The following is a 24606-nucleotide window of genomic DNA, read 5'->3' as shown; positions in this document are numbered from 1 at the left end:
CCATCGCTGTTTCCAACGAGCAATCGGCCAGAAGCGGCTTCGCCGCGAGACGCATGATCTCCGCGCCTCTGCGCGAATCTTGTTGGGACGAGCGGGGTGACAGCAAGGCGGCGCGGGTTCTAAGGACGCGTGAGTCTCCGGGAGCCCTTGCCATGAATGCCAATCTCGTCGCCGTGTTCCTTGCCCGCCATGCGGGGCACGAGGCCAAGCCCGCGTGGTTGTGGCAGGGGGATACGGTCTGCACCTTCGGCGAACTGCCTGCCGCCATCGGCAGGTATCGTGCGGCAATGGCGCAGCTGGGCGTGACGCGCGGCGACCGGGTGATGATCAAGGCGGAAAACTCGTCGGCTTTCGCGCTGACCTATCTGTCGGTGCTTGCCTCCGGCGCGATCGCGGTGCCGGTTAACCCGGCCTATACTGCGAGCGAACTGGCGATGCTGATCGAGGATGCCGCGCCAGTGCTGCTGGTGCATGGCAGCGCGACAGCGGTGCCGGAAGGCGATACGCCGCAGCGCATGACGTTGGAGCCGGACGGTTCGGGCACGCTGCCCGCGCTGGCGGCGGGGTTGGAGCCGGATCTGGCCGTAGAAGTCATGGCCGAGACGGATCTGGCCGCGATTCTGTTTACTTCGGGCACCACCGGGCGGCCCAAGGGCGCGATGCTGATGCACCGCAACCTTTCGTCCAATGTGGCGGCGCTGTTCGGGACCTGGCAGTTTTCGGATGCGGACTCCATCCTGCACAGCCTGCCCTTGTTTCATGCGCACGGGCTGTTCGTGGCGCTGCATCTGGGGCTCTACAGCGCGGCGACGGTGCATCTGCTGGGCAAGTTCGATGCGGCGAAAGTCGTGGCTCTGCTGCCCACGGTCAGCGTGTTCATGGGGGTGCCGACCTTCTACACGCGGCTGCTGGAGCGCTCCGATTTCGGGCACGAGGCGGTGCGCACTATCCGGCTGATGATTTGCGGTTCGGCGCCGCTGCTGCCTTCGGTGTTCGCCGAGATCGAGGCGCGCACCGGGCACCGCATTCTGGAACGCTACGGCATGACCGAGGCGGCGATGATCACCTCGAACCCTTATGCGCCGGAGGGCCGGATTCCGGGGACTGTCGGCTATCCGCTGCCGGGCGTGGAGCTGCGCGTGGTCGGCGGGGAAGGGCGGAGCGAATTGCCGCCGGGCGAAGTTGGCGAGATCGAGATTAGGGGGCCGAACCTGTGCGCCGGGTATTGGCGCCGCCCCGAGGCGACGGCGGAAGCAATCGGGCCGGACGGGTTCTTCGTTACGGGAGACACCGGCTTCAAGGACGAGAACGGGCGCGTGACCATCGCTGGGCGTTCCAAGGACCTGATCATTTCGGGCGGCTTCAACATCTATCCGGCCGAGCTGGAAATGGTGCTCGCCGAAGTGGACGGGGTCAGCGACGTTGCCATCATCGGCGTGCCGCATCCCGATTTCGGCGAAGGCGTGGTTGCGGTGGTGATGGCGGCGCGGCCTGATCTGGAACTCGCTGCGATCGAGGCGGTTGCCCGCGAGAAGCTGGCGCGCTTCAAGCAGCCCAAGGCAATCCGCATCGTGCCGGAGTTTCCTCGCAACGCCATGGGCAAAGTGCTGAAAGCCGAGCTTCGGCGGCAGTTCGCCGGTCTCTTTTCAGAAGAAAACTAACGGCTTTGAACGGCATTGCCCGGAGCTGGGACACCGGAGAAATCGTCACCGCCTAGCGCGCGGTAGAGCGCGACGACGTTGCTTGTGCGCAGCAGCCGGGCGCTGATCAGCGAGCGCTGCGCGGCGTAGAGCGCGCGCTGCGCGTCGAGGCTTTCGAGGAACGAGGCAACGCCGCCACGATACCGCTCGGTGGTCAGAAAAGCGGTATCGCGGGCCGCCGCCTCCAGCGCGGACTGTGCGGCGATCTGATCGGCTATCGTCGCCCGGCGCGCGAGGGCATCGGAGACGTCGCGGAAGGCGACCTGGATCGCGCGCTGGTAAGTGGCCGTCGCCGCCTCGGTCTGTGCACGCGCGGCTGCAAGATTGCCGCTGTTGGCGCCCCCGGCGAAGATCGGGAGGCTGGCCGATGCTCCGGCGTTGTAAGCGAATGCACCGCCGGTGAAGAGCCCGGACAACGCCGAACTCGCAAGGCCGCCCGCGCCGGTGAGCGAGATGCGCGGGAAGAATGCGGCGCGCGCGGCGCCGATGCGGGCATTGGCGGCCCGCAGCTGGTATTCCGCTTCCATCACGTCCGGTCGGCGGAGCAGGATGCTTGAGGCGAGCCCGACCGGAACCGGCCCGACCTGACCGTCAATGCTCTCGATCGCGTCAGGCAGATCGGCATCGCGCACAGGTCCGCCGATGAGCAGTTCGAGCGCGTTGCGATCCTGTTCGACGATTGTCGTCAGGTTCGCCAGGTCCGAGCGCGCCGTTGCCTGAATGGTTTCGGCCTGCCGCAGATCGGTACGCGGCGCGATCCCGCCCGCGAGGCGTGCGCTGGTAAGGCCGACGCTGCGCTGGGCGCTGACCGCAGTCTGCCGTGCGATTGCCAGCAGGCTGCGGTCGGCCGCGAGGGTGAAGTAGACGTCGGCGATATCAGCGGCGAGGGTCAGCCGGGTCGCGCGGGCCGCCTGCTCGGTTGCGAAATAGGCGTTGAGCTGGGCATCGCTGAGGCTGCGCAGCCGCCCGAACAGATCGAGCTCGAACGCGGACGCGCCGATGTTGACACTGTAGTTTTCGCGCAGCCCGCCGCCCGCTGTTCCGTTGCCGACGTTGCCGCTGCCGATGTTGCCTGCGCCGCCATCGTTCAGGGTGGCAGCGGCCGCTGCGTTGATCGCGGGGAGCAGCGCGGCGCGCTGGACGCGGTAGAGCCCGCGTGCGGCGGCGACGTTGGCCACGGCTGCTTTGAGGTCCTGGCTATGTTCCAGCCCGCGCTCGATCAGGGCTTGCAGCCGGATATCGTGAAAGATCGCGCGATAGCCGAGCGCGGCGAGATCGGTCTCGCTCGCCAGTAGGGCCGGATCGGAGATCCGCCAGCCTGTCGGAACCGCCGGCGCGGGTCGCATGTACTTGGGCTGGAGGCTGCATGCACCCAGCAGGCCCGGCAGCGCCGCGATCAGCAGGAGGGACGCTGCGCGCTTCATGCCGGCTTGCTCCTGCGGCTGAACGCGCGGCGCACGAGCACGAAGAACAGCGGTACGAAGAAGATCGCAAGCGCCGTTGCCGTCAGCATGCCGCCGATCACGGCAGTGCCGATCTCGACGCGGCTCTTGGCCCCCGCGCCGGTCGAAAGCGCGAGCGGCAGGACGCCGAAGATGAAGGCAAGGCTGGTCATGACAATCGGGCGCAGCCGCAGCCGGGCTGCCTCCAGCGCGGCTTCCACGGCCGATTTACCCGCCTTTTCGGCCTGCTCGGCAAATTCGATGATAAGGATCGCGTTCTTCGCGGAAAGGCCCATCGTGGTGAGCAGCCCCACCTGGAAGAACACGTCATTGTCCAGCCCGCGCAGCCAGACGGCAAGGGCGGCGCCGAGAAGTCCGATGGGGATCACCAGCATGACCGCAAACGGCACGGACCAGCTTTCATAAAGCGCGGCGAGGCACAGGAACACGACGAGCAGCGAGATCGCGTAGAGAAACGGCGCCTGATTTCCGGACAGGCGTTCCTGAAAGGACAGATCCGACCACGCCACCGAGGTTCCCGGCTGCTTCGCCGCCAGCGCAGCGATTGCGTTCATCGCCTCGCCCGAACTGTGGCCCGGCGCGGCCTGGCCCTGGATCTGGTACGCCGGCGTCGCATTGAAGCGGGACAGGTTCGATGGTGCTTGCCCCCAGCTGACTTTGGCGAACGCTGAGAAGGGCGCCATTTCTCCCGTGTTGCCCCGGACGAACCAGTTCGCAAGATCCTCGGGCCGGCTGCGATAGGGTGCGTCACCCTGAACATAGACGCGCTTGACCCTGCCCCTGTCGATGAAATCGTTCACATACGTGCCGCCCCATGCCGTGGCGAGCGTCTGATCGACTTGCGTGGAAGTCAGCCCCAGCGCGCCGATCTTCTCGTCGTCGATTGTCACCGCAAGCGTGGGATTGTCCTCGAGCGTGCCGAGGCGGATGGCGGCGAGGGCGGGATCGCTTTGCGCATCCTGCAACAGGGCATCGCGCCGGGCCTTGAATTCGGCGCGGCTCAATCCCCCGGTGTTGAGGAATTGCATGGTGAAGCCGTTCGACTGGCCAAGGCCGCGCACGGCAGGCGGGGCCAGCGCGAAGAATTCCGCATCGCGCAGCAGCTTGCCTAGCTCGGCGGTCGCCTTCTTGGTGATCGAGTCCGAACTCAGCGCGCTTCCCGTACGCTCGTCCCACGGCTTCAGCAGGATGAAGCCGCGCCCCGCGTTCTGCCCGCCGCCACCGCCGCCGCCCTGACCCGATACGGTGTAGACCGCCTCGACACCGTCCTGCATCGATGTGCGGAAGTAGTCCTGAATGATCTTCGCGACCGCCTCCGTGCGAGGCTGGGTCGCCCCCGGGGGCAGCGTATACTGAAGCTGGGCGCGGCCCTGATCCTCCACCGGCAGGAAGCTAGAGGGGAGGAAAGTGAAGACGAGCACCAGCAAGCCGACAATCGCGGCATAGGCGGCCATTGCCCCCCTCGCGCCCGCTATCGTTTTCGCCACGCGTTCCCGGTAGCGATCCGATGTGCGGGCGAACCACGCATTGAAACGATCGCCCTGCAGCGCCGCCCATCCGCTCAGGCCCGCCTGCGGCTTTGCCGCGGCATCGGGACGCTTCAGCAAAGTCGAGGTGAGCGCAGGGGTCAGCACCAGCGCGACAATGACTGATAGTGCCATCGAGGCGACAATGGTGATCGAGAACTGCTTGTAGATCACGCCGACCGAGCCGCCGAAGAACGCCATCGGCAGAAACACGGCGGAAAGGACGAGGGCAATCGCGATGAGGGCCGTCTGGATCTCGCCCATCGACTTGATGGTGGCGTCATGGGCCGAGATATCGGGCTCCTCGTCCATCACCCGCTCGACATTCTCGACCACCACGATCGCATCGTCGACAAGCAGGCCGATGGAGAGCACCATGCCGAACAGGGTCAGTGTGTTGATGCTGAACCCGGCGATGGCAAGAACGCCGAAGGTGCCCAGCAGCACCACCGGCACCGCGATTGCGGGTATCAGCGTGGCGCGCCAGCTCTGCAGAAACACGAACATCACGATGACCACCAGAATGATGGCCTCGATCAGGGTCTTGACGACTTCTTCCACCGAGAGGCGGATGAACGTCGTGCTGTCGACCGGATAGGCAAACTTGAAGCCGTCCGGGAAGGTTGCCGATTGGGCCTGGACTTCGGCCTTGACCAGTTCGGCCGTCTTGAGCGCATCTGCACCCGGCGCGAGCTGCACGGCAAGCCCTGCGGCCGGGTGGCCGTTGAACCGGCTCACGATGCTGTAGTTTTCCGCGCCCAGCTCGATCCGCGCCACGTCCTGCAGCAGCACACGGGATCCGTCGCTCTGGGTCTTGAGCACGATCTTGCGGAATTCCTCGGGCGTGGTCAGCCGCGAGCGCGCCGTGACCGTGGCGGTGAGGCGCTGCTCGTCCGAGGAGGGCTGAGCGCCGATCTGGCCCGCTGCGACTTGCGTGTTCTGCGCCTGAATCGCGCTGGTCACGTCCGAGGGCATGAGCTTGACCGCGGCAAGCTTGAAGGGATCGAGCCAGATCCGCATCGCATATTGCGACCCGAACACGCTGACATCGCCCACGCCGTCGATCCGCCCGATCCGGTCCTGCAGGTTCGAGACGAGGAAGTCCGAGACGTCGTTGTTGGTCACCCGGTCGGTCGAATCATAGACCGAGACAATCATCAGGAAGTCGGAGCTGGCCTTGGTGACCGTGAGCCCCTGCTGCTGTACTTGCTGCGGCAACCGCGCCAGAGCCTGCTGAACCTTGTTCTGGACCTGCACTTGCGCGATGTCCGGATTGATCCCCTTGGCGAAGGTGGCGGTGATCGTGGCCGAGCCGGACGAACTGGATGACGCGGTGAAGTAGATCAGGCCGTCGATGCCGGTAAGCTGCTGCTCGATCACCTGCGTGACGCTGGATTCGAGCGTTTCGGCAGACGCGCCGGGATAGTTTGCGCGGATGTTGACCGAAGGGGGAGCGATATCGGGATATTGCTCGATCGGCAGAGTATAGACCGCGCCGAGCCCGCCCAGCATGATGACGATCGCGATGACCCACGCAAAGATCGGGCGATCGATGAAAATGCGGGAAATCATGCCCGGCTCAAGGCTTGCGCTGTTTCGGGCCGGCCGCCGGCTTCGATCCTGCAGGAACCGGGACGATCTTGCCATCCGGCTTGATCTTGCCCAACCCTTCAACGATCACCCGGTCGCCCGGCTTCAGTCCGCCGGTCACCAGCCACTTGTCGCCGATGGTCTGTTCGGCGGTGATGCTGGTGCGCTTCGCCGTGTTTCCCGGGCCGACGAGCATGACCGTGGCGACCCCGCGTGCATCGCGCGAAACGCCTGCTTGCGGCACGAGCATGCCGCGCGCCACGGTTGCCTGTGACAGCACCGCACGGACGTACATGCCGGGAAGCAGGAGGCCATCCGGATTGGGGAAGCGTGCGCGCAAGGTCACGGTTCCGGTGCTGGCATCGACCATCGGCTCGGTAAACTGCAAGGTCCCGGTATGGCTGTAGCGGCTGCCATCCTCGAGCGTGAGGCTGACCGGCGCCGAAGACGGCGAGGTCGAGCCAGACGCCAGCGAGCGGCGCAGCTTGAGCAGATCCACGCTGGATTGCTGGATATCGACGAAGATCGGGTCCAGCCGCTCGATCGTGGTGAGCGGTGCGGCCTGGTTGGCGGTCACCAGCGCTCCGGTGGTCGCGAGCGACCTGCCGATCCGCCCGCTGATGGGGGCAGGAACCCGCGTGAAGCGCAAGTTGATCCGCGCCGTATCGAGCTGCGCGCGCGTCTGGGCCACGCTCGCAGATGCCTGGCGCGATGCCGCAAGCGCGTCGGTATAGTCCTGCTTGCTGACCGCCTCGATCTCGGCCAGCGGACGCAGCCGTTCGGCCTTCTGGGCCACAGAGGCGCGCAGGGCGGTTGCGCTCGCGAGATTTGCCTCAGCCTCTGCGGCGGCTGCGCGGTAGAGGCTGGGATCGATCTGGTAGAGTGTCTGCCCGGCGCTGACCAGCGCGCCCTCGGTAAACTGCCTGGCCCGGATCACGCCTGAAACCTGCGGCCGGACTTCGGACACCTCATAAGCTGCCGTGCGGCCTGCCAGCACGGTGGGGAGCGCAACTTCCTCTTCGCGCATGACCACATACCCCGCCTCGGGCGTCGGCGGCACACGCTTTGCAGGCGCCCCCGAGCATCCGGAGAGGAGCGCGCCCAGACCGGCTGCGGCGCAAAGCGCATGGTGCATGACAGTGCTGCGGCGCGATGGATGGCTGGCCGAAACCCGGGTCCGCCAAAATTCGTGAATCACCTTGGAGGAGCGCCTTTCCTGCTTGCCAACGGACACAGCGCGCACTTCACAATTCGCAGCGGGTCTGCGCAAGCGAAAACCCACCGGCTGGCCCGGCGTTCCTGTTGTACTATCACCTTTTTTTGGCATTCATGCAATCAAGGAACGGGGTTGGTCCACACACACTGCCGACGTTTTCCTTCCGGTTAGCTTCTCACCGGGCGGAGCACATGCAACGCCCTGCTGATCCCGCCGCTTCCAGATCCCGTTCAACCGGCAATCAGCCGATACCCGATTGCCGGTTCGTTGCGGATACAGGAGGATTGCACCTCCTCGCCCAGCTTGCGCCGGATGGCACGGATCGTCACCCGCAAGTATTCCAGATCGGCTTCATGGGCCGGGCCCCAGATCTTGCGCAGGAGATGCGCATGCGTGACGACGCGGCCGGCGTTTCGCGCCAGTTCTGTCAGCACGGCGTACTCCTTCGGTGCGAGGTGTATTTCGGTGCCGCCCTTGGTTACCCGGCGAACGGCGAAGTCGATCTCCAGATCTCCCGTCCTCACGGTCTCCTCGTTGGCGTTCTCGCGGCGGGCCCGGTGGCGCAGGGCGGTGCGGACGCGCGCGGTGACTTCTTCGGTGTCGAATGGCTTGGTGATGTAATCATCGGCGCCGAGGTCGAGCGCGGCGACTTTCTCTTCCGTGGCATCGCGCGCGGATACGACGAGCAGGGCCGTGCCCGTGCGCTTGATGACCGGCACGAGCTCCAGGCCGTCCCGATCGGGGAGGCCAAGATCAAGCAGCACGACTTCGGGGTGATCGATGGCGAGCGCGGCCAATGTCTCGCGGGCGTTGCCGGCCTCGACCACGCGATAGTCCTGCCGCTCGAGCGCCCGCCTCAGCAGGCGGCGGATCGAGGCTTCGTCGTCCACGATAAGAACCACCGTTGTCCCGGTCATGCGAGGCCCTCTGCGGCAATCGGGCTGATGATCGCGGCCGGAAAGCCGATCACGAAGCGGGCGCCGGTGTGGTCTGGCCTGTTCTCTGCCCTGACCTTGAGGCCCATCGCTTCGGCAAAGCCCTTCACGATGGCCAGGCCAAGCCCGGTCCCGCCCTTGCGGTCAGACCCGTCGAGCCGGGTGAAGGAATCGAATATCCGCAGCTCCTCGCCCGCAGGAATGCCGGGGCCGGCATCGCAGATATCCATCTCGATGCCATCGGGCCTGCGCTGTGCGGCGATGCGGATCGGTGTGCCTGCCGGCCCATGCTTGGCCGCGTTGTCGATCAGGTTGATCAGGCAGTGGTGGAAGAGCCGGGGATCGATGCGCACAAGCGGCAGGCTCGGCGGAATGGCGATCTCGACCGGGTGCTCATCGAGCACGCGGCGCAGATCATGGGCGGCGGCCGAGACCGCCTCGGCAAGATCAACCGGCTCGAGCGATTGCTGGAGAGCGCCCGCTTCGATCCGCACCATGTCGAGGAGGTTGGCGACGAAGCGGTTGACCCGCTCGGCCTCACCGCGCGCCTGGGTGATCTGCTCGCGCTGCACGGCGCTTGCGGGTTCGATTTCGGCCAGCAGGCCCACAACGGCGGTAAGGGGCGTGCGCAGATCGTGGCCGACCGAGGAGAGCAAGGCTGCCCGCAGCCGATCACGCTCGCGCATCTGGGCGACGTCCGTCATCTGCTCTTCGAGAGCGATGCGTTCAAGGGTCTGGCCCGCCTGATCGAGGAGGGACAATAGCAGCGGCAACTGGTCTGGCCGGACCGGCCGCCCCGCATCGCGGCGGGCCAGACCGATCACTGCATGGACGCGTTCGCCCGATGCGATCGGATGGAAGCTCCATTCCGAGGCGGTCAGCGTATCGGAGCCGTTGCCGGCCGGGCGGCCCTGGGCGAACGCCCACTGCGCCGCTGCCATTTCGATCGGTGCGATCTGCACGTTACCCGGCAGGGACGCTTCGACCGCGAGCTCGCCCCCTGCCGGGCGCAGCAGCACGGTGTGGGCATCGAACACGCGGGCCGTTTCGCCGCAGAGAAGCATCCCGAGTTCGGTTCGCTGGCTCACCCCGGTCAACTGCCGCGCAAATCCGGCCAGCGTGGAGTTCTGCAGCGCGCTCGCGCGCGCAAGCTCCGCCTGATCGCGCGTCTGCGAGGCAATCTGGCTCGCCACCACGGCAACGCCCAGCAGCACCAGCACGGTAATCAGGTTCTGCGGGTCGGAAATGGTGAATGTGTAGAGCGGCGGAATGAAGAAGAAATTGTAGGCGAGCGAGGAAGCCACCGCGGTTGCCAGGGCCGGCCGCAAGCCGAACCGCGTGGCCGCCGCCATGACCGGCAGCAGATAGAGCAAGGCGACATTGGTGATCGAACCAAGGCTGGCGATGTAGGACCCCAAGGCCGTGACCACACCGGTCAGGGCCAAGGCGATGGCATAGTGGCGCGGCATGCCCCAGTGCGTCGCTGTTTCGGTGCCGGGCCTGCTCACCTCAGGCGTGATGCCAAGCGGGAGGACATGGACCGCAATTCCCGGCATTTCACGCACCAGCCTGTCGACCACGGAACCGTGGCGCAGCTCGAACCAGCGCGAGCGGGCGGTCTTCCCGACAAAGAGCTGCGTCGCCCGCGCTTCGGCGACTGCAAGCTTGAGCCCCTCCGTGACCGAAGCTGCGGGGATCGTCACCACCGCTGCACCAAGCTGGGTTGCGAGATGTAGGACGTCGGCCAGCGTCTTGCGCGCGCCGTCGCCCAGTTGCAGCGAGCGGGGTGTCTCGATGTGGACGGCGGTCCATGGCGCATGAAGCGCATCAGCCATCCGGCGCCCGGCGCGGACGAGTTCCGCCGCCGATTCCTGCTCGCTCAGGGCGACGAGGATGCGTTCACCCGAACCCCAGATCCCGCCAAGCGCCTGCGCGCGAACCAGTTCGAGGATCTGCGTATCGACCACTTGCGCGGCGCGGCGCAGCGCCAGTTCGCGCAAGGCGGAAAGATTGGATTTCGAGAAGAAATGGCCAAGCGCGCGGCTGGCCTCTTCGGGGACATAGACCTTGCCCTCGCGCAGCCGCTCGATCAGCTCATCGGGCGGGATGTCGACAACCTCGATCTCCGCAGAATCGAGCACGCGGTCGGGCACGGTTTCGCGCACGCGGACACGCGTGAAGGAGGCGACCAGATCGTTGAGGCTTTCCAGATGCTGGATATTGAGTGTGCTCCAGACATCGAGCCCGGCGGACCGCAATTCCTCGACATCCTGCCAGCGCTTGTCATGCCGGCTGCCCGGTGCGTTGGTATGCGCCAGTTCGTCGACCAGCACGAGCGCCGGCCGCCGCGCGAGGATGGCATCGATGTCCATTTCCTCAAGCGTCTGGCCGCGATGCTCGAACCGCGCGCGCGGCAGGACTTCGAACCCGCGCAGCCGGGCCGCCGTCTCCGCCCGCCCATGGGTCTCGACCACGCCGACCACCACATCGACGCCGCTGTCGCGCCGTTCGGCGGCGCGGCTCAGCATCTCGAACGTCTTGCCCACGCCGGGAGCCGCCCCGAGGAAAACCTTGAGGCGGCCGCGTCCCTCGCGCTGCGCGGCGCGCAGCAGGGCATCGGGATCCGGGCGCGCTTCGTTCACCGCTTCGATGATGCACCGCGCGCGGGCAGGGAGTCGAGCGCCAGATTGAGTTCCAGCACGTTGACTTCTGGCTCTCCGAACACGCCGAAAAGCGGTTGCTGGGTGTGCGCCGCGACCTGCGCCTCAACCTCCGCCAGGCTCAACTTCCGCGCTGTAGCGACGCGCGAGGCCTGGAACAAAGCCGCCTCGGGGCTGATATGGGGGTCGAGCCCCGAGGCGGAAGTGGTCACCAGATCGGCAGGAACGGGGGAATCTGGTGAGGTCCGGAGCGTGGCAAGATCGGTGCGGACGCGGTCAGCAAGGGCTGCGCTGGCAGGGCCGAGATTCGATCCCGACGACGCGGTGGGATCATACCCTTTGCCCGCTGCCGAGGGACGGCCATGGAAATAGCGATCGCTGGTGAAGGCCTGCCCGATCAGCGAAGAGCCGATCACGCGGTCGCCGCTGCGGATCAGGCTGCCATTGGCCTGCGCGGGGAACAGGGCCTGTCCGATGCCGGTGAGCACCAGCGGGTAGACGAGGCCCAGCAGCACCGCGAACAACGCCGTCATCATGAAGGCCGGCCGCAGGGTGGAAGCAATGTCCTTGAGCATGGAACCAGTACCTCTCAGACGAGATGGAAGGACACGACGGCGAGATCGATCAGCTTGATGCCCGCAAAGGGCGCGACGAGGCCGCCAAGGCCGTAGATGGAAAGGTTGCGCGCCAGCAGGGGGCCTGCGCCCATGGGTGTGTACTTCACGCCCTTGAGCGCCAGCGGCACCAGCGCCGGGATGATGAGCGCATTGAACATGATCGCCGAGAGGATCGCGCTTTGCGGGCTCGCCAGACCCATCACGTTGAGCACGCCGAGACCGGGGTAGAGCGCGACGAAGATGGCCGGGATGATCGCGAAATACTTGGCGACATCGTTGGCGACGGAGAACGTGGTGAGCGCACCGCGGGTCATCAGCAGCTGCTTGCCGAGCCCGACGATCTCGATCAGCTTGGTCGGGTCGCTATCGAGATCAACCATGTTGCCGGCCTCGCGCGCGGCCTGGGTGCCGGTGTTCATGGCTACGCCGACATCGGCCTGCGCAAGCGCGGGCGCATCGTTGGTGCCATCACCGCACATCGCGACCAGCCGTCCGCCCTGCTGCTCCTTGCGGATGAGCGCGAGCTTGTCCTCAGGGGTGGCCTCGGCCAGAAAGTCGTCGACACCGGCCTCCGCCGCGATGGCTGCGGCGGTCAAGGGATTGTCGCCGGTGATCATCACGGTGCGGATGCCCATGCGGCGCAATTCGCCGAACCGTTCGCGCACCCCGGCCTTGATCACGTCCTTCAGTGCAATGACGCCGAGCAGTTCACCGCTATCGGCCACCGCCAGCGGGGTCTGCCCCTGCCGCGCGATCATGTCGGACGCGCGGCGCAGGGCCTCTCCGGCGGGCGTTTCAGCCGCTGCCGGATTGGCGCTCAGCACGGCATCGACCGCGCCCTTCTGCACCAGCCGCGTACCGAGCCGAAGTCCGGACAGACGGGTCTGCGCGGTGAACGGGATGACCTCGGCGCCGGCGGGAAGGGCAATCTCGGCAAGACCGAAGGTATCGCGGGCCAAGCGGACGATCGAGCGGCCTTCGGGCGTCTCGTCGGCAAGGCTTGCGAGCAAAGCGGCTTGGGCGAGGGCATCCGAATGCACTCCGGGCAGCGGCGCGAACTCGCACGCCTGCCGGTCGCCGATGGTGATCGTGCCGGTCTTGTCGAGCAGCAGCACGTCGACATCGCCCGCCGCCTCCACCGCACGGCCCGACTTTGCGAGCACGTTGAAGCGCACCAGCCGGTCCATCCCGGCGATCCCGATCGCGGAGAGCAGCGCGGCAATCGTGGTGGGGATCAGGGTGATGAGCAGTGCCGCCAGCATCGCGACGGGTACGCGTCCCCCGGCAAAGGCGGCGAAGGCCGGAATGGTCGTGACCGCGATCAGGAAGATGATGGTGAGGCCCACCAACAGGATCGTCAGCGCGATCTCGTTGGGAGTCTTCTGCCGCTCCGCCCCTTCGACGAGCGCGATCATGCGGTCGAGGAACCCCTGACCCGGTTCCTGCGTCACCCGTACGACGATGCGGTCGGAAATGACGCGGGTGCCAGCGGTGACGGCCGAGCGGTCGCCGCCCGCCTCGCGGATCACCGGCGCACTTTCGCCGGTGATCGCGGCTTCGTTGACGCTGGCGACGCCTTCGATGACTTCGCCGTCGGCCGGGATGAGATCGCCGGTCTCGACCAGCACGGTGTCGCCGCGCTTGAGCCGGGCTGCAGGAACGCTGGTGCCATCGGGTAGCCGCGCGACGAGATCGGACTTGGTGGCCCGCAGCGAGGCCGCCTGCGCCCGGCCGCGTCCTTCGGCGAGCGCTTCGGCGAATGTGCCGAAAAGCACGGTCAGCCAAAGCCAGACGATCAGCTGGATCTGGAACGCCAGCGAAAGCCCGCTATCGCCGACGGCAAGCAGCACGGTGAGTAGCAGCGCGACCACGGCGGTGGTGAACAGCACCGGATTGCGCACAAGTTGCGCCGGGGCGAGCTTGCGGACGGAATCGCCGAGCGCCGGAGCTATAAGTTCAGCCGAAAACATCGATGTGGGATGGGACACGGGGGTTGGTCCTCAGTAGGTCGTGCCGGCAAGGCCGGTCACGTGATCGGCGACCGGGCCAAGCGCGAGGCTGGGCAGGAAGGTGAGACCGCCGACCAGCAGGATCGTGCCGATCAGCAGCGCGATCCACAGCGGGCCGGTGGTGGGGAATGAGCCAGCGCTGGCGGGCGTGTGCTTCTTGGCTGCGAGGCTGCCGGCAATCGCCAGCACCGGCACGATGACGAAGAAGCGGCCAAGCCACATCGCCGCACCGAGCAGGCCGTTGTAGAACGGCGTCCCCGCCGAGAGGCCCGCAAATGCCGAGCCATTGTTGCCCGTAGCCGAGGTGAAGGCGTAGAGGATCTCGGAGAAGCCGTGCGGCCCCTTGTTGAGCGGCCCGGCGAGGCCTGCGGGAAGCACCGCGGCAATCGCGGTGAAGCCGAGGATGCACAGCGGGAGCACGGCAATCGCCAGCACCGCCAGCTTTACCTCGCGCGCTTCGATCTTCTTGCCGACGTACTCGGGCGTGCGGCCCACCATCAGGCCCGCAATGAACACCGCGAGCAGGGCGAAGAGCAGGAAACCATAGATGCCCGAGCCAACGCCGCCGATGACGATTTCGCCAAGCTGGATGTTAAACAGCGGAACGAGGCCGCCGAGCGCGGTGAAACTGTCGTGCATGGCGTTGACCGCCCCGCAGGATGCCGCGGTGGTGACGGCTGCAAATAGCGCGCTGGCAGCGATGCCGAAGCGCACTTCCTTGCCTTCCATGTTGGCCCCGGCAACGCCGAGGTGGTGGAGCACCGGGCCGCCCACGGCTTCCTGCCAATAGGCGATCGATGCACCCGCAAGGAACAGCGCCAGCATCGCCGCGAGCACCGCCCAACCTTGGCGCGTGTTTCCCACCGCCTTGCCGAAGCACCAGGTGAGGCCCGCGCCCAGCACGAAGATCGACAGCATCTGGACAAGATTGGTCAGCGCACTCGGATTTTCGAAGGGATGCGCGGAGTTCGCATTGAAGAAGCCGCCGCCGTTGGTCCCGAGCATCTTGATGGCTTCCTGCGACGCGACCGGCCCCACGACGATAGTCTGCCGCGCGCCTTCGAGGGTCGCGGCGTCGACCGTGCTCGCCAGAGTCTGCGGCACGCCGCTGGCGATGAGGAACACCGCATAGAGGATGCACGCCGGCAGCAGGATGTAGAGCGTCACGCGCACGAGATCGGCCCAGAAGTTGCCGACAGTGCGGGTTTCAGTGCGCGCAAAGCCGCGGAACAGCGCAAAGGCCACGGCGATGCCGGTAGCTGCCGAAAGGAAGTTGTGTATCGTCAGCCCCAGCATCTGGCTGAGGTTCGAAAGCGCCGCCTCGCCGGAATACCATTGCCAGTTTGTGTTGGTGACGAAGGCAATCGCGGTGTTGAAAGCGCCGTCCGCGCCGAGCCCGGGCAAGGCGCGCGGATTTAGCGGAAGCACGCCCTGAAGGCGCAGCACGGCATATGTGAACAAGGCCGTCACCACCTGGAAGGCGAGCAGGTGGAGCGCGTAGGCGCGCCAACCCTGCTCGCGCTGCGGGTCTACGCCAGACAAGCGGTAGCACCCGTGCTCAAGCGGGCCGAGCACGGGATGCAACACGGTTCGCCGCCCTTCGTAAACGGCATGCAGCCACAGCCCGAAAGGCTTGGCGAGCAGTGCGACTAGCGCGGTGAAGCCGAAGATCAGGAGCCAGCCTGCAAACGTCGTCATGGCCGGTTCCTTCAGAAACGCTCGGGTCGCAGCAGCACGACCACGAGATAGACAAGCAGTCCCGCCGCGGTCAGCGCGGCGACGAGTTCGGGCAAAGGCATTGCGGCGATCCTCAGGCGCGTTCGCAGAGCGCGACAAATGCGGTGGTCAGCAGGGTGAGACCGGCAAGGACGCCGATCCAGAGAAGGTCGGTCATAGGTTCTTTGCTTTCCGAAGGGGGAAACAGGGGGCGCGGAGGCATCGCTTGGGGACGGAACCACTCCGCGCCGCCGACCAGCAGGGCGAGCCCGGTCCAGATCAGCAAGACCGCGAGCGTGGCGAACCCGAAACCGGCCGGGCTTGCCATCTGCTGCTCGGGCACGCGTCCCACGCGTGTCGCGACGAGCCCCAGTAGCGCCAGAACAAGGGCTCCCGCCGCGCGCAGTCCGCAATCCATCCAGCGCGACAAGGGATGATCCCGCGCGACAAGTGGCTGAAAGTTCATGGCATGCTCCGTTCGTTCGGTGCAGCGTTGCGGCGAACGGGCATTAAGTTTCCAGAGCAAGGTCGGATGCGCCGCGTAAAGAATCCATAAGGGCGACCATCGAGGACCCCAGCCGCGCTCTGCCACCCGGCCCGCATCAGGACGTGTTCGCGCTCATCGACCGCTATGCGCCTGTCATTGCGACATGGCCCGCCTACGACCGCTGGCAGGTGCGGCAGATCGCGGTGGATACGCTGCTCCAAGTCGTGCGCAACTGCCCCGAACCCGCCGTGCTCGCCAACGCCTACCTTCCGGCCCGCTACTTTACCGAGCACTTCACCAAGCTCTGGCCGAAGGTGTCAGATGAGACAAAAGACCGCTTCGAGGCTGCAATCAGTCATTTGAACAGCTTGTTGAAGTAGCCCGTTCGCTCATGATGCTCCCACGGGCGGCGCACATACGAAAACGGGCAGCCTTGGCTGCCCGTTTTAAGTGCCTGTATTCTCTGTAGTCCATTGGTCGGGACGAGAGGATTCGAACCTCCGACCCCCACACCCCCAGTTTGAAAATCGGGGCGTTAGTGCAAGCTAGCGCAAGTTGGGACAGGTGCATAAACCCTTGCAAATTAGCCATTTGTTGATGCTATGCAGCTAGTGTAAGTTAGCGCAAGTTTACGCTGCGCTCTTACACTGGTCTTACACGAGGTTTCAATGCCCAAGCTCCACCTTACGAAAGTGAATATCGACAAGGTCGCCAAACCCGGCACGGGGACAGTCATTTATGTCGATACGCGGATTAAGGGGTTCGGCCTCCGCGTCACCAAGTCGGGCGCTGCCAGCTTCATCGTGCAGGGTGTGGTGAGGGGACAGGGCAAGGAGCGGCGCGTCACCATCGGCACCTATGGGGCGTGGACTGTGGACGACGCGCGCCGCCGCGCTGACGAGATAAGGCACAAGCTGGAGGACGGAATAGACCCGGTTGAGGAGCGGAAGCAGAGTGAGGCGGCGAAGGTGACGCTGCGCCAGGTCGCGGACGCATATTTCGCACGGCCCGGTATGTTGAAGGAAAGCACGCGCACTGAAATGGATCGGCACGTGACGCATGTGTTCGCGGCATGGCAAGAGCGCGCTATCGCCAGCATCACTCCTGCGGAATGCCGGAAGCGTTATAGCGAAATGGCGACGAAGGGGTTGCGCGGAAAGGGGCCAGCGCCCGTGCAGGCGCAGGCGTCGATGATTACCTTGCGCACGCTCGTCAATTTCGCGCGGGACGAATATGTGCTGGCGAACGGCAAGCCCATCATCGAGGCTAATCCCACGGCAATCCTCAAGAAGGAGCTGGGCAAGGAACCGACGGAGCGCACCCGCCAGATTGACCGCCGCCAAATTGGTGCGGCTTGGAATGCGCTCACGCTGGCGCAGGAAAACGCCCGGAATGACGATGCGCGTGCCGGTGCTGATCTGGTCGTGTTCCTCCTGTTGACGGGCGCTCGCCGGAACGAGGGCGCGATGCTCACATGGGACCGAGTGAACCTGTCCGACGATCCGACCGACTGCTGGTGGTATCTGCCGAACCCGAAGAACAATAATCCCATCTGGCTCCCCCTCAGCAGTCAGACGGTGGCGCTGCTCCGGTCACGGAAGCCTGCCGACGATGACCACGATGCCAGCCCATATGTCTTCCCGACACGGAGTAAGCTGGGCCATGTAAGGGACACCCGCGCACCTCTCGATCAGGTAAGCACCGCCATCGGGATGGATCGGCTGTCAGCGCACGACCTTCGCCGGACCTTCGTCACCTTGGGCGTGAAAGCCTGCCGCCTCGACCTTGCCAAGCTGGAATTGCTGACGAACCATGTGCCGCAGGGCATCACCGCCAAGCATTATCTCGAAACGTCCGACCTCAAGGATTACTACGCCGAGGTGCAGGCGATCAGCGACTACATCGAGGGCGAAGCGCGGCTGGCGGTTGCCAAGGCGAGCGGCGAGAACGTGGTGGCGCTGCCCCAGCGCGCGTGACGCATGGCGGGGTGCCCAGCGCCGCCGCTACAGCGGTGATCGCGCTGCGCCGCCGGGTTAGGGAGGGCAGCGCGGCGATCGCGCCCCCAGCCGGCCTGTAGCCGAGAGGCGGTTTCGGTCAGTCGAATCGAACTTTTCGGGCAAAATCGGTCGAGAGGCCGACCCTATCAAAATCGCCCCCACCTCGGCTTAGAGATTGAAAAAAATCGACGCCGCTTTGCGACCCGATTGCGATCCCGGTTCGGGACAGCGGACCCAGCATTTTATCCAACATTGGCCTGTTAGCTTGTGCTAACAATGCTTTGCAGTGCCGGGGACAGGGCACTCAAATCTACTGTCCCCGCAGCCGTGGGAGTAAGGCGCAAGCCCCAGGACACGGACATTTTGCCGGAGGGTGTTCCTCTGGTGCTGATGACCACAGCTTAATCCACCCTGATCGACGGTCGAGTGCCGCGCGGGGAAGCTGTGGAGTTATCCGCCATGACCGCATCGGTCAAAGTCCTGAACAATGAAGCCGCCGCCGCGCTAATCGGCGTCACGCCCGGAACGCTTAAGTTCTGGCGCTGCAAGGGCAAAGGCCCGCGCTATATCAAGCTGGGCAGTTCGCCGCGTGCCGGTGTCGCATACGACCCCGCCGATATTGATGCGTGGAAGGCCGCGCGCAAGTTCGACAGCACCAGTGCCGCGACCGTCAGCCACCCCGGCGATGCGTAGTCGCGAAAAGCGGCCGGATGCCTCGTCACACCCGACCGCCTCATCCGAAAGTCCCCAATCCTCGTCCTCAAGGACCAGCCACCATGTGTATTAAACGACAGGCCGCCGGAGGTCCGCAAGCCAGTGCGTTTCCGGCAAATTCAGTGCCGCTTAAATTTTCGCCGAGTGCGGATGGCGGTGCGCGCAGATTGACTGGTAGCCCGACCGGCAGGGAGGCTCATCATGGCTGATCTGAATGAGTTGATCCCGGTTCCGGGTAGCGACCTGCCTATGTCGTCAGAAGAGTGGGCTAACGTCATATCTGGCATGGAGCGTATGCGCGGCGTTGATGATCTGCTCAAGCCGAAGCGCAAGAAGGCGGGCCGTAAGGATGACGAGGGGGAGTTCAGCGATTATGTGCTGAGCCGCCCTGAGTTGCATAACGTGGCCCTGTTCGGCGTCCTGCGCGATATGGTCGATGCGGCGTGCGCCAATTCGGAAGCTGTGCGGCCCACCGTCGCAATCCATATCCTAGCGCGCTTCGCCGCTACTATCGGTCGCAGCGCCTATATCCAGATCGGCGATCAACAACGGCATCTTCGCATGAACGCGCTGATCGTCGGTCCAACCGCTAAGGGCCGCAAAGGCACCAGCGCGGAAATGCCAAACGCGCTGTTCCGACTCACCGAAAACCTGCTCATCGGATGCTGGCCGCTTCGGAAACTGTCGGGATTGGCCACAGGCGAAGGATTGATTTATCTGGTTCGTGATCCGGTTTACGCCGACGATGGCAAGGAGCTTGACCCCGGTGTGCCAGATAAACGCCTGTTCTGCGACATCAGTGAATTTGCGGGGGTGCTGGCACAGGCACGAAAAGAGGGCGCGGTTATCAGCACCGTTCTGCGCGATGCCTTCGATGGTGTCATGCTGGTGACGCCAACTAAGACTTCATTCTGCCAAGCTACCGATACCCATATCGTTGTCGTTGGATCGGTTCCTGAAACGGAAATCGTAAAGACGCTTACCAGCACTGACATAACAAACGGCCTCGCGAACCGCTTCCCTATGTTCTATTCGACGCGCGATAAGATCGTGCCGATGCCGAAGGCAACCGACCCGAAACTGATGGACGGCTTCGCGGAGCATCTTTCATGGGCAATCTACGAGGCGTGCAAGCAGACGCAGATTTCGATGGATGCAGATGCGCTCGAATACTGGTCGGAGATTTACTACGCCCTTGAAGAGAAGGCGCACCCGCCAGCCGTAGCCTCACTCCTCGCCCGCCAGAGCACCTATACGCTGATCTTCTCGGCGCTGCTCGCGCTACTCAACCGGCAGACGGTGGTCGGTCGTGACCATCTCGACGCCGCGTTGGCATGGGTTCAGTATTGGGAGGACACGACGCTGTTCGTCTTCTCGAACGGGGAGCAAAATGAACAGGCTCTAAAACTGAAAGGACTCAAGGACGAGATTGTGCAGGCGATAGCCACGCTGGGCGGGTCGAAGGTGAAGCATAGCGAAGTGGCGGACAAGGTGACGAACAAATACCAAAAAGCATGGCCGCTCGCGAAGGACGTGAAGCTCGCGATGGAACTTCTGGAGCGAGAGTCCCCACCGCGTATCTATTCTGAAACCTTGGCCACAGGTGGACGACCGAGCAATCTCTATAGCTTGACGCCGCAGACCGACGAATAGTGGCACGGGGGATAAGTGGCTCGACCTGACGCCATGCGACGTCACTTATTCCCCCTTGCCCACGAACTTCACCCCCGGCGAGTTTGGCAGGCAAGCTATTGTAAAATAGCTTTTTACCCTTTTCCCCCTTTTCTTTTCTCTCTCCCTATTTCTTCACCTCTTTCACCCCTGTCCCGCACATATAGAGGGTGGCCGGGGGTAAAAGGGGAAATGGGGGTTAAGCGGCTCGCGTATCCGTTCAGGCGTGCCGCCGCGCATTCAACACCGTCGCCATCTGCTCCACCGACATAGCCTTTCCAAAGACCAGCGTCTTACGGATTGGCTCGAACGCGCGATACATCTTCCCGTAGCCTTCGAGCGTCGGGAAGTGTGAATTCATATCGCGATCTTTGAAGCGGCTGAAACGGTTGAGGTCGCGGATTAGGAACATCGCGATTCCCATATGCTCACTTTCGTTGTTCCCATCGAAGCCTGAGAAGGTCACGTGCTTGCCGAACGGCTCGGCCGCGATGGCGAGCCGTTCCTTATCTTCGTCGTTCAGCTTCTCATGCGCCTCTTCCAAGAAGTCCCACATATCGAGCACGTCCACGACGAACGACACGCGGCTGCGCTTATCCCTGTGGCTATGGAAGATACCCGGCATCTCCCAATCCAGCGCCCAGTAGTGCCCGCCGTAAATTACTTCTGCCACCAGATCGACATTCAGGTCCGATTTGATGTTCAGCCCCTTCATGACGTCCCTGAGCATCATAGCGATCAGTTTCTCGCCGTCGCTCAAATGCGTCGGTCGGTATTTGCTCTCCGATTCGAGAGCCATTTCCATCAAACGGCGAACTGCCTCAGCCCGGGATGGAGCATCGTCCTCGCTTATCCGCCATTGGTCCAATCGCTCCAGCAATTCGCTGTCGATCCTCATTTCAAATCGTTCCGTTGCCATATCCGTTATTCCGTATAGTTGTACGTAACATCGTATATGGCGCCGGTTGTTGGATTTGGCAAGCCCTTGTGCGTGGTCATGCTTAGCAGGGCTGGTAGCCGCCGCGCTGGTCGCTGAAACGGTGCTGGCCCGAACAGGGGTAGCGGCAACCCCGTGCCGTGCCCCAGCGCGCCCCACATCGGCCCGCCCGTGCGTGGTCAGCACGCCCAAATCGCCGGCAAGCAAACACCCTGTTTGAACGCCGATAACAACACATGCTGCGGAACTGTTTGTTTTTATTGAGCAACTATTGCGGAGCGAAAGCATGGCTCGCTACGGTGTAAGGGCAGTGTATCTCTTATCCGAAAGTAGGAGCCCCAAATGTCCGACGAAGTTGACACCCGTATTTCGCCAACTCTTCATCCCGGTATCGCGGGAGAGATTGCAGATTACGACGACGATACTCGTCCGCTGCTTGGCACGACCGAGACGGCGGTCAGTGAGGCCTTCAATGCGCTGAAAAGCATTCATGATGCCAAGGCGGCGGCAGCGACCAATCCAACTCTTAACGAGTTCGCCCAGCTCATCGCGGTGGACAATCATGCCACCAAGCTGATGGACAAGGTTTATGCGAAGTGGTCGCGCACCACTGACACGCTGAACGCCAACATCACGGCGATGGAGAAGGATCTCTACGCGCCGGTCGAGAGCAAAGCGTCCCGCACGATGGCGACGGAAATCCGGCAGCACTTCGCCAGCCTCGAAAACGATGGCAAACGGATGGGCGCGCTGCGCAAGGCAATCGAGGCGGGCGACGAAACAACCGCAACCGCCGTGCTGGGTGCGCCCAGCTACCTCTCAGGTCTGTCGGAAGAGCTTCACGCCGAATACCTCCGCGACTGGAACAACGCCCAGCAACCCGTCGAGGCGAAGAAGGTCCGCGCGATGCGCGCGGCGGCGGAGATACTCAACGAGCGGTATAACCTGCTCACGCAGGCGCACCGCGAGGCGGTCGGTGTCATCGAGCAGACCGAGGAAGGCCGACGCGGCGAGAAGATCGTCGTGCGGATTTGGACCCCTGCACAGGTGCGGGAGCGCGTGCGCGCTGCCAACGAACCCTTCGCCGTTCCGGTTTGACCTACTCGACCGAAATGATTTCGACCTGCTCCATCAAATGAGGCGAACGTGACCGAGCCAGAAATGCCGCCGTGGAAAGAGGGCTGGAAGCCGATGATCGGACCCGGCGGCCCCGTCGTCGCTGGCAACCCCAATTGGGTAAAAGGAATGAAAAGTCCAAACCCGGCTGGCCGCCCTCCCGGTCTCAGTCCTCAATCCAAGCTGGTCCAGAAGATGCTGGAGAACGCGGACGGGATTTTGGATGCCATCATTGCCAAGGCGATGGAGGGCGACAGTTCTAGCGCCTCGCTGATCCTCGCCCGCATCGTGCCCGCGCTCAAATCGCAGGCGCAGACCGTCCAGTTCGACTTTGACCACACCGCGTCCGCCAGCGATCAGGCCGCTTCCATTATATCGGCAATCGCTTCCGGCGCAGTGTCGCCCGACATCGGTCGGCAGATTTTGGAGGCGGTGAATGCCCTGAGTCAGATCAAGGCTGCCGAGACCCTCGAAGCCCGGATCGCCGCTCTCGAAGAGAAGCAGTCGTGATCGTGCGTTTGCGGCAAAAAGTGCGCCGCGTCCAAGAAGGCCGAGTGCGTCCGGCCTTCACGCAATTGACCCCATACCCCGACGGAGGCCGACATGGCGATCATTCAGACTGAACGAAACAGCGTCCATGCCCATGCGCGTGGTGATGACGATGTGTTCGTGCGCGTGTCATGGGTTGGATACGACGACGCGGGCGCACGCGTGCTGCGCCACCTGCGCTATGAACCCATCAGCGACTATCAGGCGGCGGTGGATTGGGCGGTCAGCATGGCCGACAAGATGGCGCACCCGCTCCATGTCGTTCCCTTCAATGGCGACGACATGCGCGAGCCGAGCCGCTTCAAGCCCATCTGCAATGCCGTCGCTGGTATGACGGATCAGGAGCGTGGAGCCATGCGCGCCGTTGTGGTCACAACCGCTGCGACCGTGATGCGGGACTGCGACGACTGGCAGGTCCGGGCCGACTGCTACGACATTCTCTCTCAACTGAAGGTGATCCACCATGACTGACAAGAGCGCAGAGTTGGACGGCTATGCTGACATTCCCGTTGCGGAGCGTCGGCGCATCGAGGCCCAGAACGCCGAGGACAACCGCAAGGGTCTGCTCCGCAATCACTTCAAGGTTCTGGACGAGCAGCACGCCATCGAGGGGGTGCAGATCGCGATGGACGTTCACAGCCCGGAGTTTCGGGCGATGGCGGACAAGCTGAAGGGCTGACCACAATGTCGCTCCGAACACTCCAGCGCCGCACGGCGAAGTTGGAGAAGGGTCGGAAGCCGCGACCATCGCCCATCGTGATATGGTTCGGTTCGTGGGATGCCTTTGTCGACGGGGCATATGCGGCGGTGGGCGTGGGCACGCTGGACGCAGAATTCCTCGACGTGGTGGATGCTCTGCGCGCTTGGGAGGCCAGCGGGGTGTGGGCGGTGGCATATGCTCGGTGACGGTGAGCCAGCGTGGCTCCTAGCGTGGCGGCACCAGCAGAGTCAGCCTCAACCCGCACCAGCGCCTCCGCTCGTCGTCGTGAAACCGGCCCCGCGTCCACCAGCCGCACCGCGCGACACCTTCGCTTTCCCGGCGCGGGAGGGGGTGGACTGGCAGGGCATGATTATACCGAAGCGATGGGACTATGACGGTTGCGTGCGCCGCGAGCCGGTGCTGGATGCCGATGCTAACCCGCCGCGCGTGGTCAGAAAGGTTGGCTGGCAGCGGTGCATGAAGTGCCGCCGCCCGTTCTTCTCAGAGGACGTGCTTCGCCTGCGCTTGTGCTGGGGCACGGACGGATGCAGGGGAGACGAAGACAGATTTCGATAGAGGTTGCGGGAGCTTCCAGTTTGACTCCCGCGATGAGGGTTAAGGCCACCGACCCCTCGCCTTCATAACATCGGGGCCACCAGCGGGGACGGGGATTCCTACCTGCCTGACGCTGTGCAACGCCTCGTGCCTTAGGGTGCGGGGCGTTGCTGTTAGGGTTCGAGGTTCTTAACAGCAGACGCCAGTTCAGCCATCTCTATGCCGATTTTCTCAAGCACGCCCGGTGGGGAAGTGGCTGTTTGCCCGAAGCACAGGTCGCCGCGAAGCTTCTCGTGCGTCTCAGCCATGCGGAGCAGAGCGTAGGCGATAGCGAACTGCCCGTCGCCAGCGCGTGCCTTATCCTCAAACTCGTCCAACAGATGCTTCGCCATGCCGTTTCTCCTCGCTCTCACCCTATAGGGCGATTCACCCGCAACTCTTACACGTC

The 24606-nt window shown here is 64.2% G+C and carries 22 protein-coding genes; 10 read left to right on the top strand and 12 right to left on the bottom strand.

Annotated features, from left to right (window positions below):
- The first annotated feature begins 152 nt into the window (after positions 1 to 152).
- Complete coding sequence (locus tag ACODS2_RS18375; protein ID WP_489000119.1) at positions 153 to 1661, top strand: AMP-binding protein; 1509 nt, start codon at positions 153 to 155, stop codon at positions 1659 to 1661.
- On the opposite strand, the gene ACODS2_RS18370 is transcribed toward ACODS2_RS18375, so the two are convergent.
- The 10 genes from ACODS2_RS18370 to ACODS2_RS18325 all read right to left on the bottom strand — a co-directional run bounded on the left by ACODS2_RS18370 (position 1658) and on the right by ACODS2_RS18325 (position 15898).
- The gene (locus ACODS2_RS18370; protein ID WP_489000118.1) at positions 1658 to 3124 is read right to left on the bottom strand and encodes an efflux transporter outer membrane subunit; all 1467 of its coding nucleotides are present in this window, start codon (positions 3122 to 3124) and stop codon (positions 1658 to 1660) included. The two genes, ACODS2_RS18375 and ACODS2_RS18370, sit on opposite strands and share 4 nt — an antisense overlap.
- A complete protein-coding gene (locus ACODS2_RS18365; RefSeq protein WP_489000117.1) occupies positions 3121 to 6261 on the bottom strand; it encodes a multidrug efflux RND transporter permease subunit in 3141 nt (1046 codons plus the stop codon). Before ACODS2_RS18365 ends, ACODS2_RS18370 begins: the two co-directional genes overlap by 4 nt.
- Before the next feature lie 7 nt (positions 6262 to 6268).
- Positions 6269 to 7414, bottom strand: coding sequence for an efflux RND transporter periplasmic adaptor subunit (locus ACODS2_RS18360; RefSeq protein WP_489000267.1), 1146 nt, complete (start codon positions 7412 to 7414; stop codon positions 6269 to 6271).
- A gap of 311 nt (positions 7415 to 7725) precedes the next feature.
- Positions 7726 to 8412, bottom strand: a complete 687-nt coding sequence (locus ACODS2_RS18355) for a response regulator transcription factor (protein ID WP_489000116.1) — start codon at positions 8410 to 8412, stop codon at positions 7726 to 7728.
- Positions 8409 to 11072, bottom strand: coding sequence for a DUF4118 domain-containing protein (locus ACODS2_RS18350; RefSeq protein WP_489000115.1), 2664 nt, complete (start codon positions 11070 to 11072; stop codon positions 8409 to 8411). Before ACODS2_RS18350 ends, ACODS2_RS18355 begins: the two co-directional genes overlap by 4 nt.
- Positions 11069 to 11665 carry a potassium-transporting ATPase subunit KdpC gene (gene kdpC / locus ACODS2_RS18345; RefSeq protein ID WP_489000114.1) on the bottom strand — a complete coding sequence of 199 codons (597 nt, stop codon included), beginning with the start codon at positions 11663 to 11665 and terminating at the stop codon, positions 11069 to 11071. The genes ACODS2_RS18350 and kdpC overlap by 4 nt, the downstream gene beginning before the upstream one ends.
- A 14-nt stretch (positions 11666 to 11679) precedes the next feature.
- The gene (gene kdpB / locus ACODS2_RS18340) at positions 11680 to 13677 is read right to left on the bottom strand and encodes a potassium-transporting ATPase subunit KdpB (protein ID WP_489000266.1); all 1998 of its coding nucleotides are present in this window, start codon (positions 13675 to 13677) and stop codon (positions 11680 to 11682) included.
- A 30-nt stretch (positions 13678 to 13707) separates the two neighbouring features.
- A complete protein-coding gene (gene kdpA / locus ACODS2_RS18335; RefSeq protein WP_489000113.1) occupies positions 13708 to 15414 on the bottom strand; it encodes a potassium-transporting ATPase subunit KdpA in 1707 nt (568 codons plus the stop codon).
- Positions 15415 to 15425: 11 nt separating this feature from the next.
- Complete coding sequence (gene kdpF / locus ACODS2_RS18330) at positions 15426 to 15515, bottom strand: K(+)-transporting ATPase subunit F (RefSeq protein WP_489000112.1); 90 nt, start codon at positions 15513 to 15515, stop codon at positions 15426 to 15428.
- A gap of 11 nt (positions 15516 to 15526) precedes the next feature.
- Positions 15527 to 15898 (bottom strand): hypothetical protein, encoded by a 372-nt coding sequence (locus tag ACODS2_RS18325; protein WP_489000111.1) that lies wholly within the window; start codon positions 15896 to 15898, stop codon positions 15527 to 15529.
- 143 nt (positions 15899 to 16041) lie between these two features.
- Here ACODS2_RS18325 and ACODS2_RS18320 point away from each other — a divergent pair, with 143 nt between their 5' ends.
- The 4 genes from ACODS2_RS18320 (at position 16042) to ACODS2_RS18305 (ending at position 20283) form a co-directional block, all read left to right on the top strand.
- Positions 16042 to 16299, top strand: a complete 258-nt coding sequence (locus ACODS2_RS18320) for a hypothetical protein (RefSeq protein WP_489000110.1) — start codon at positions 16042 to 16044, stop codon at positions 16297 to 16299.
- A 312-nt stretch (positions 16300 to 16611) separates the two neighbouring features.
- The gene (locus tag ACODS2_RS18315; protein WP_489000109.1) at positions 16612 to 17895 is read left to right on the top strand and encodes a tyrosine-type recombinase/integrase; all 1284 of its coding nucleotides are present in this window, start codon (positions 16612 to 16614) and stop codon (positions 17893 to 17895) included.
- Between the two features lie 480 nt (positions 17896 to 18375).
- Positions 18376 to 18609: a helix-turn-helix transcriptional regulator gene (locus ACODS2_RS18310; protein ID WP_489000108.1), complete on the top strand. Its 234-nt coding sequence runs from the start codon at positions 18376 to 18378 to the stop codon at positions 18607 to 18609.
- A gap of 222 nt (positions 18610 to 18831) precedes the next feature.
- Positions 18832 to 20283: a hypothetical protein gene (locus ACODS2_RS18305; RefSeq protein WP_489000107.1), complete on the top strand. Its 1452-nt coding sequence runs from the start codon at positions 18832 to 18834 to the stop codon at positions 20281 to 20283.
- Positions 20284 to 20521: 238 nt separating this feature from the next.
- On the opposite strand, the gene ACODS2_RS18300 is transcribed toward ACODS2_RS18305, so the two are convergent.
- Positions 20522 to 21220 carry a YfbU family protein gene (locus tag ACODS2_RS18300; protein ID WP_489000106.1) on the bottom strand — a complete coding sequence of 233 codons (699 nt, stop codon included), beginning with the start codon at positions 21218 to 21220 and terminating at the stop codon, positions 20522 to 20524.
- Positions 21221 to 21580: 360 nt separating this feature from the next.
- Here ACODS2_RS18300 and ACODS2_RS18295 point away from each other — a divergent pair, with 360 nt between their 5' ends.
- The 5 genes from ACODS2_RS18295 (at position 21581) to ACODS2_RS18275 (ending at position 23809) form a co-directional block, all read left to right on the top strand.
- Positions 21581 to 22336: a hypothetical protein gene (locus tag ACODS2_RS18295; RefSeq protein ID WP_489000105.1), complete on the top strand. Its 756-nt coding sequence runs from the start codon at positions 21581 to 21583 to the stop codon at positions 22334 to 22336.
- A 48-nt stretch (positions 22337 to 22384) separates the two neighbouring features.
- Positions 22385 to 22864: a hypothetical protein gene (locus tag ACODS2_RS18290; protein WP_489000104.1), complete on the top strand. Its 480-nt coding sequence runs from the start codon at positions 22385 to 22387 to the stop codon at positions 22862 to 22864.
- A gap of 93 nt (positions 22865 to 22957) precedes the next feature.
- Positions 22958 to 23374 carry a hypothetical protein gene (locus ACODS2_RS18285; protein ID WP_489000103.1) on the top strand — a complete coding sequence of 139 codons (417 nt, stop codon included), beginning with the start codon at positions 22958 to 22960 and terminating at the stop codon, positions 23372 to 23374.
- Positions 23367 to 23582: a hypothetical protein gene (locus ACODS2_RS18280; protein ID WP_489000102.1), complete on the top strand. Its 216-nt coding sequence runs from the start codon at positions 23367 to 23369 to the stop codon at positions 23580 to 23582. The genes ACODS2_RS18285 and ACODS2_RS18280 overlap by 8 nt, the downstream gene beginning before the upstream one ends.
- Positions 23583 to 23587: 5 nt before the next feature.
- Positions 23588 to 23809, top strand: a complete 222-nt coding sequence (locus tag ACODS2_RS18275; protein ID WP_489000101.1) for a hypothetical protein — start codon at positions 23588 to 23590, stop codon at positions 23807 to 23809.
- 522 nt (positions 23810 to 24331) lie between these two features.
- Here ACODS2_RS18275 and ACODS2_RS18270 read toward each other — a convergent pair.
- Positions 24332 to 24550, bottom strand: a complete 219-nt coding sequence (locus ACODS2_RS18270; protein WP_489000100.1) for a hypothetical protein — start codon at positions 24548 to 24550, stop codon at positions 24332 to 24334.
- Positions 24551 to 24606 lie beyond the last annotated feature (56 nt).

This window comes from Novosphingobium sp. FG137, assembly GCF_057809735.1.
Note: the sequence above shows the minus strand (reverse complement) of the source record. Positions and strands in the feature narration are given on the sequence as shown.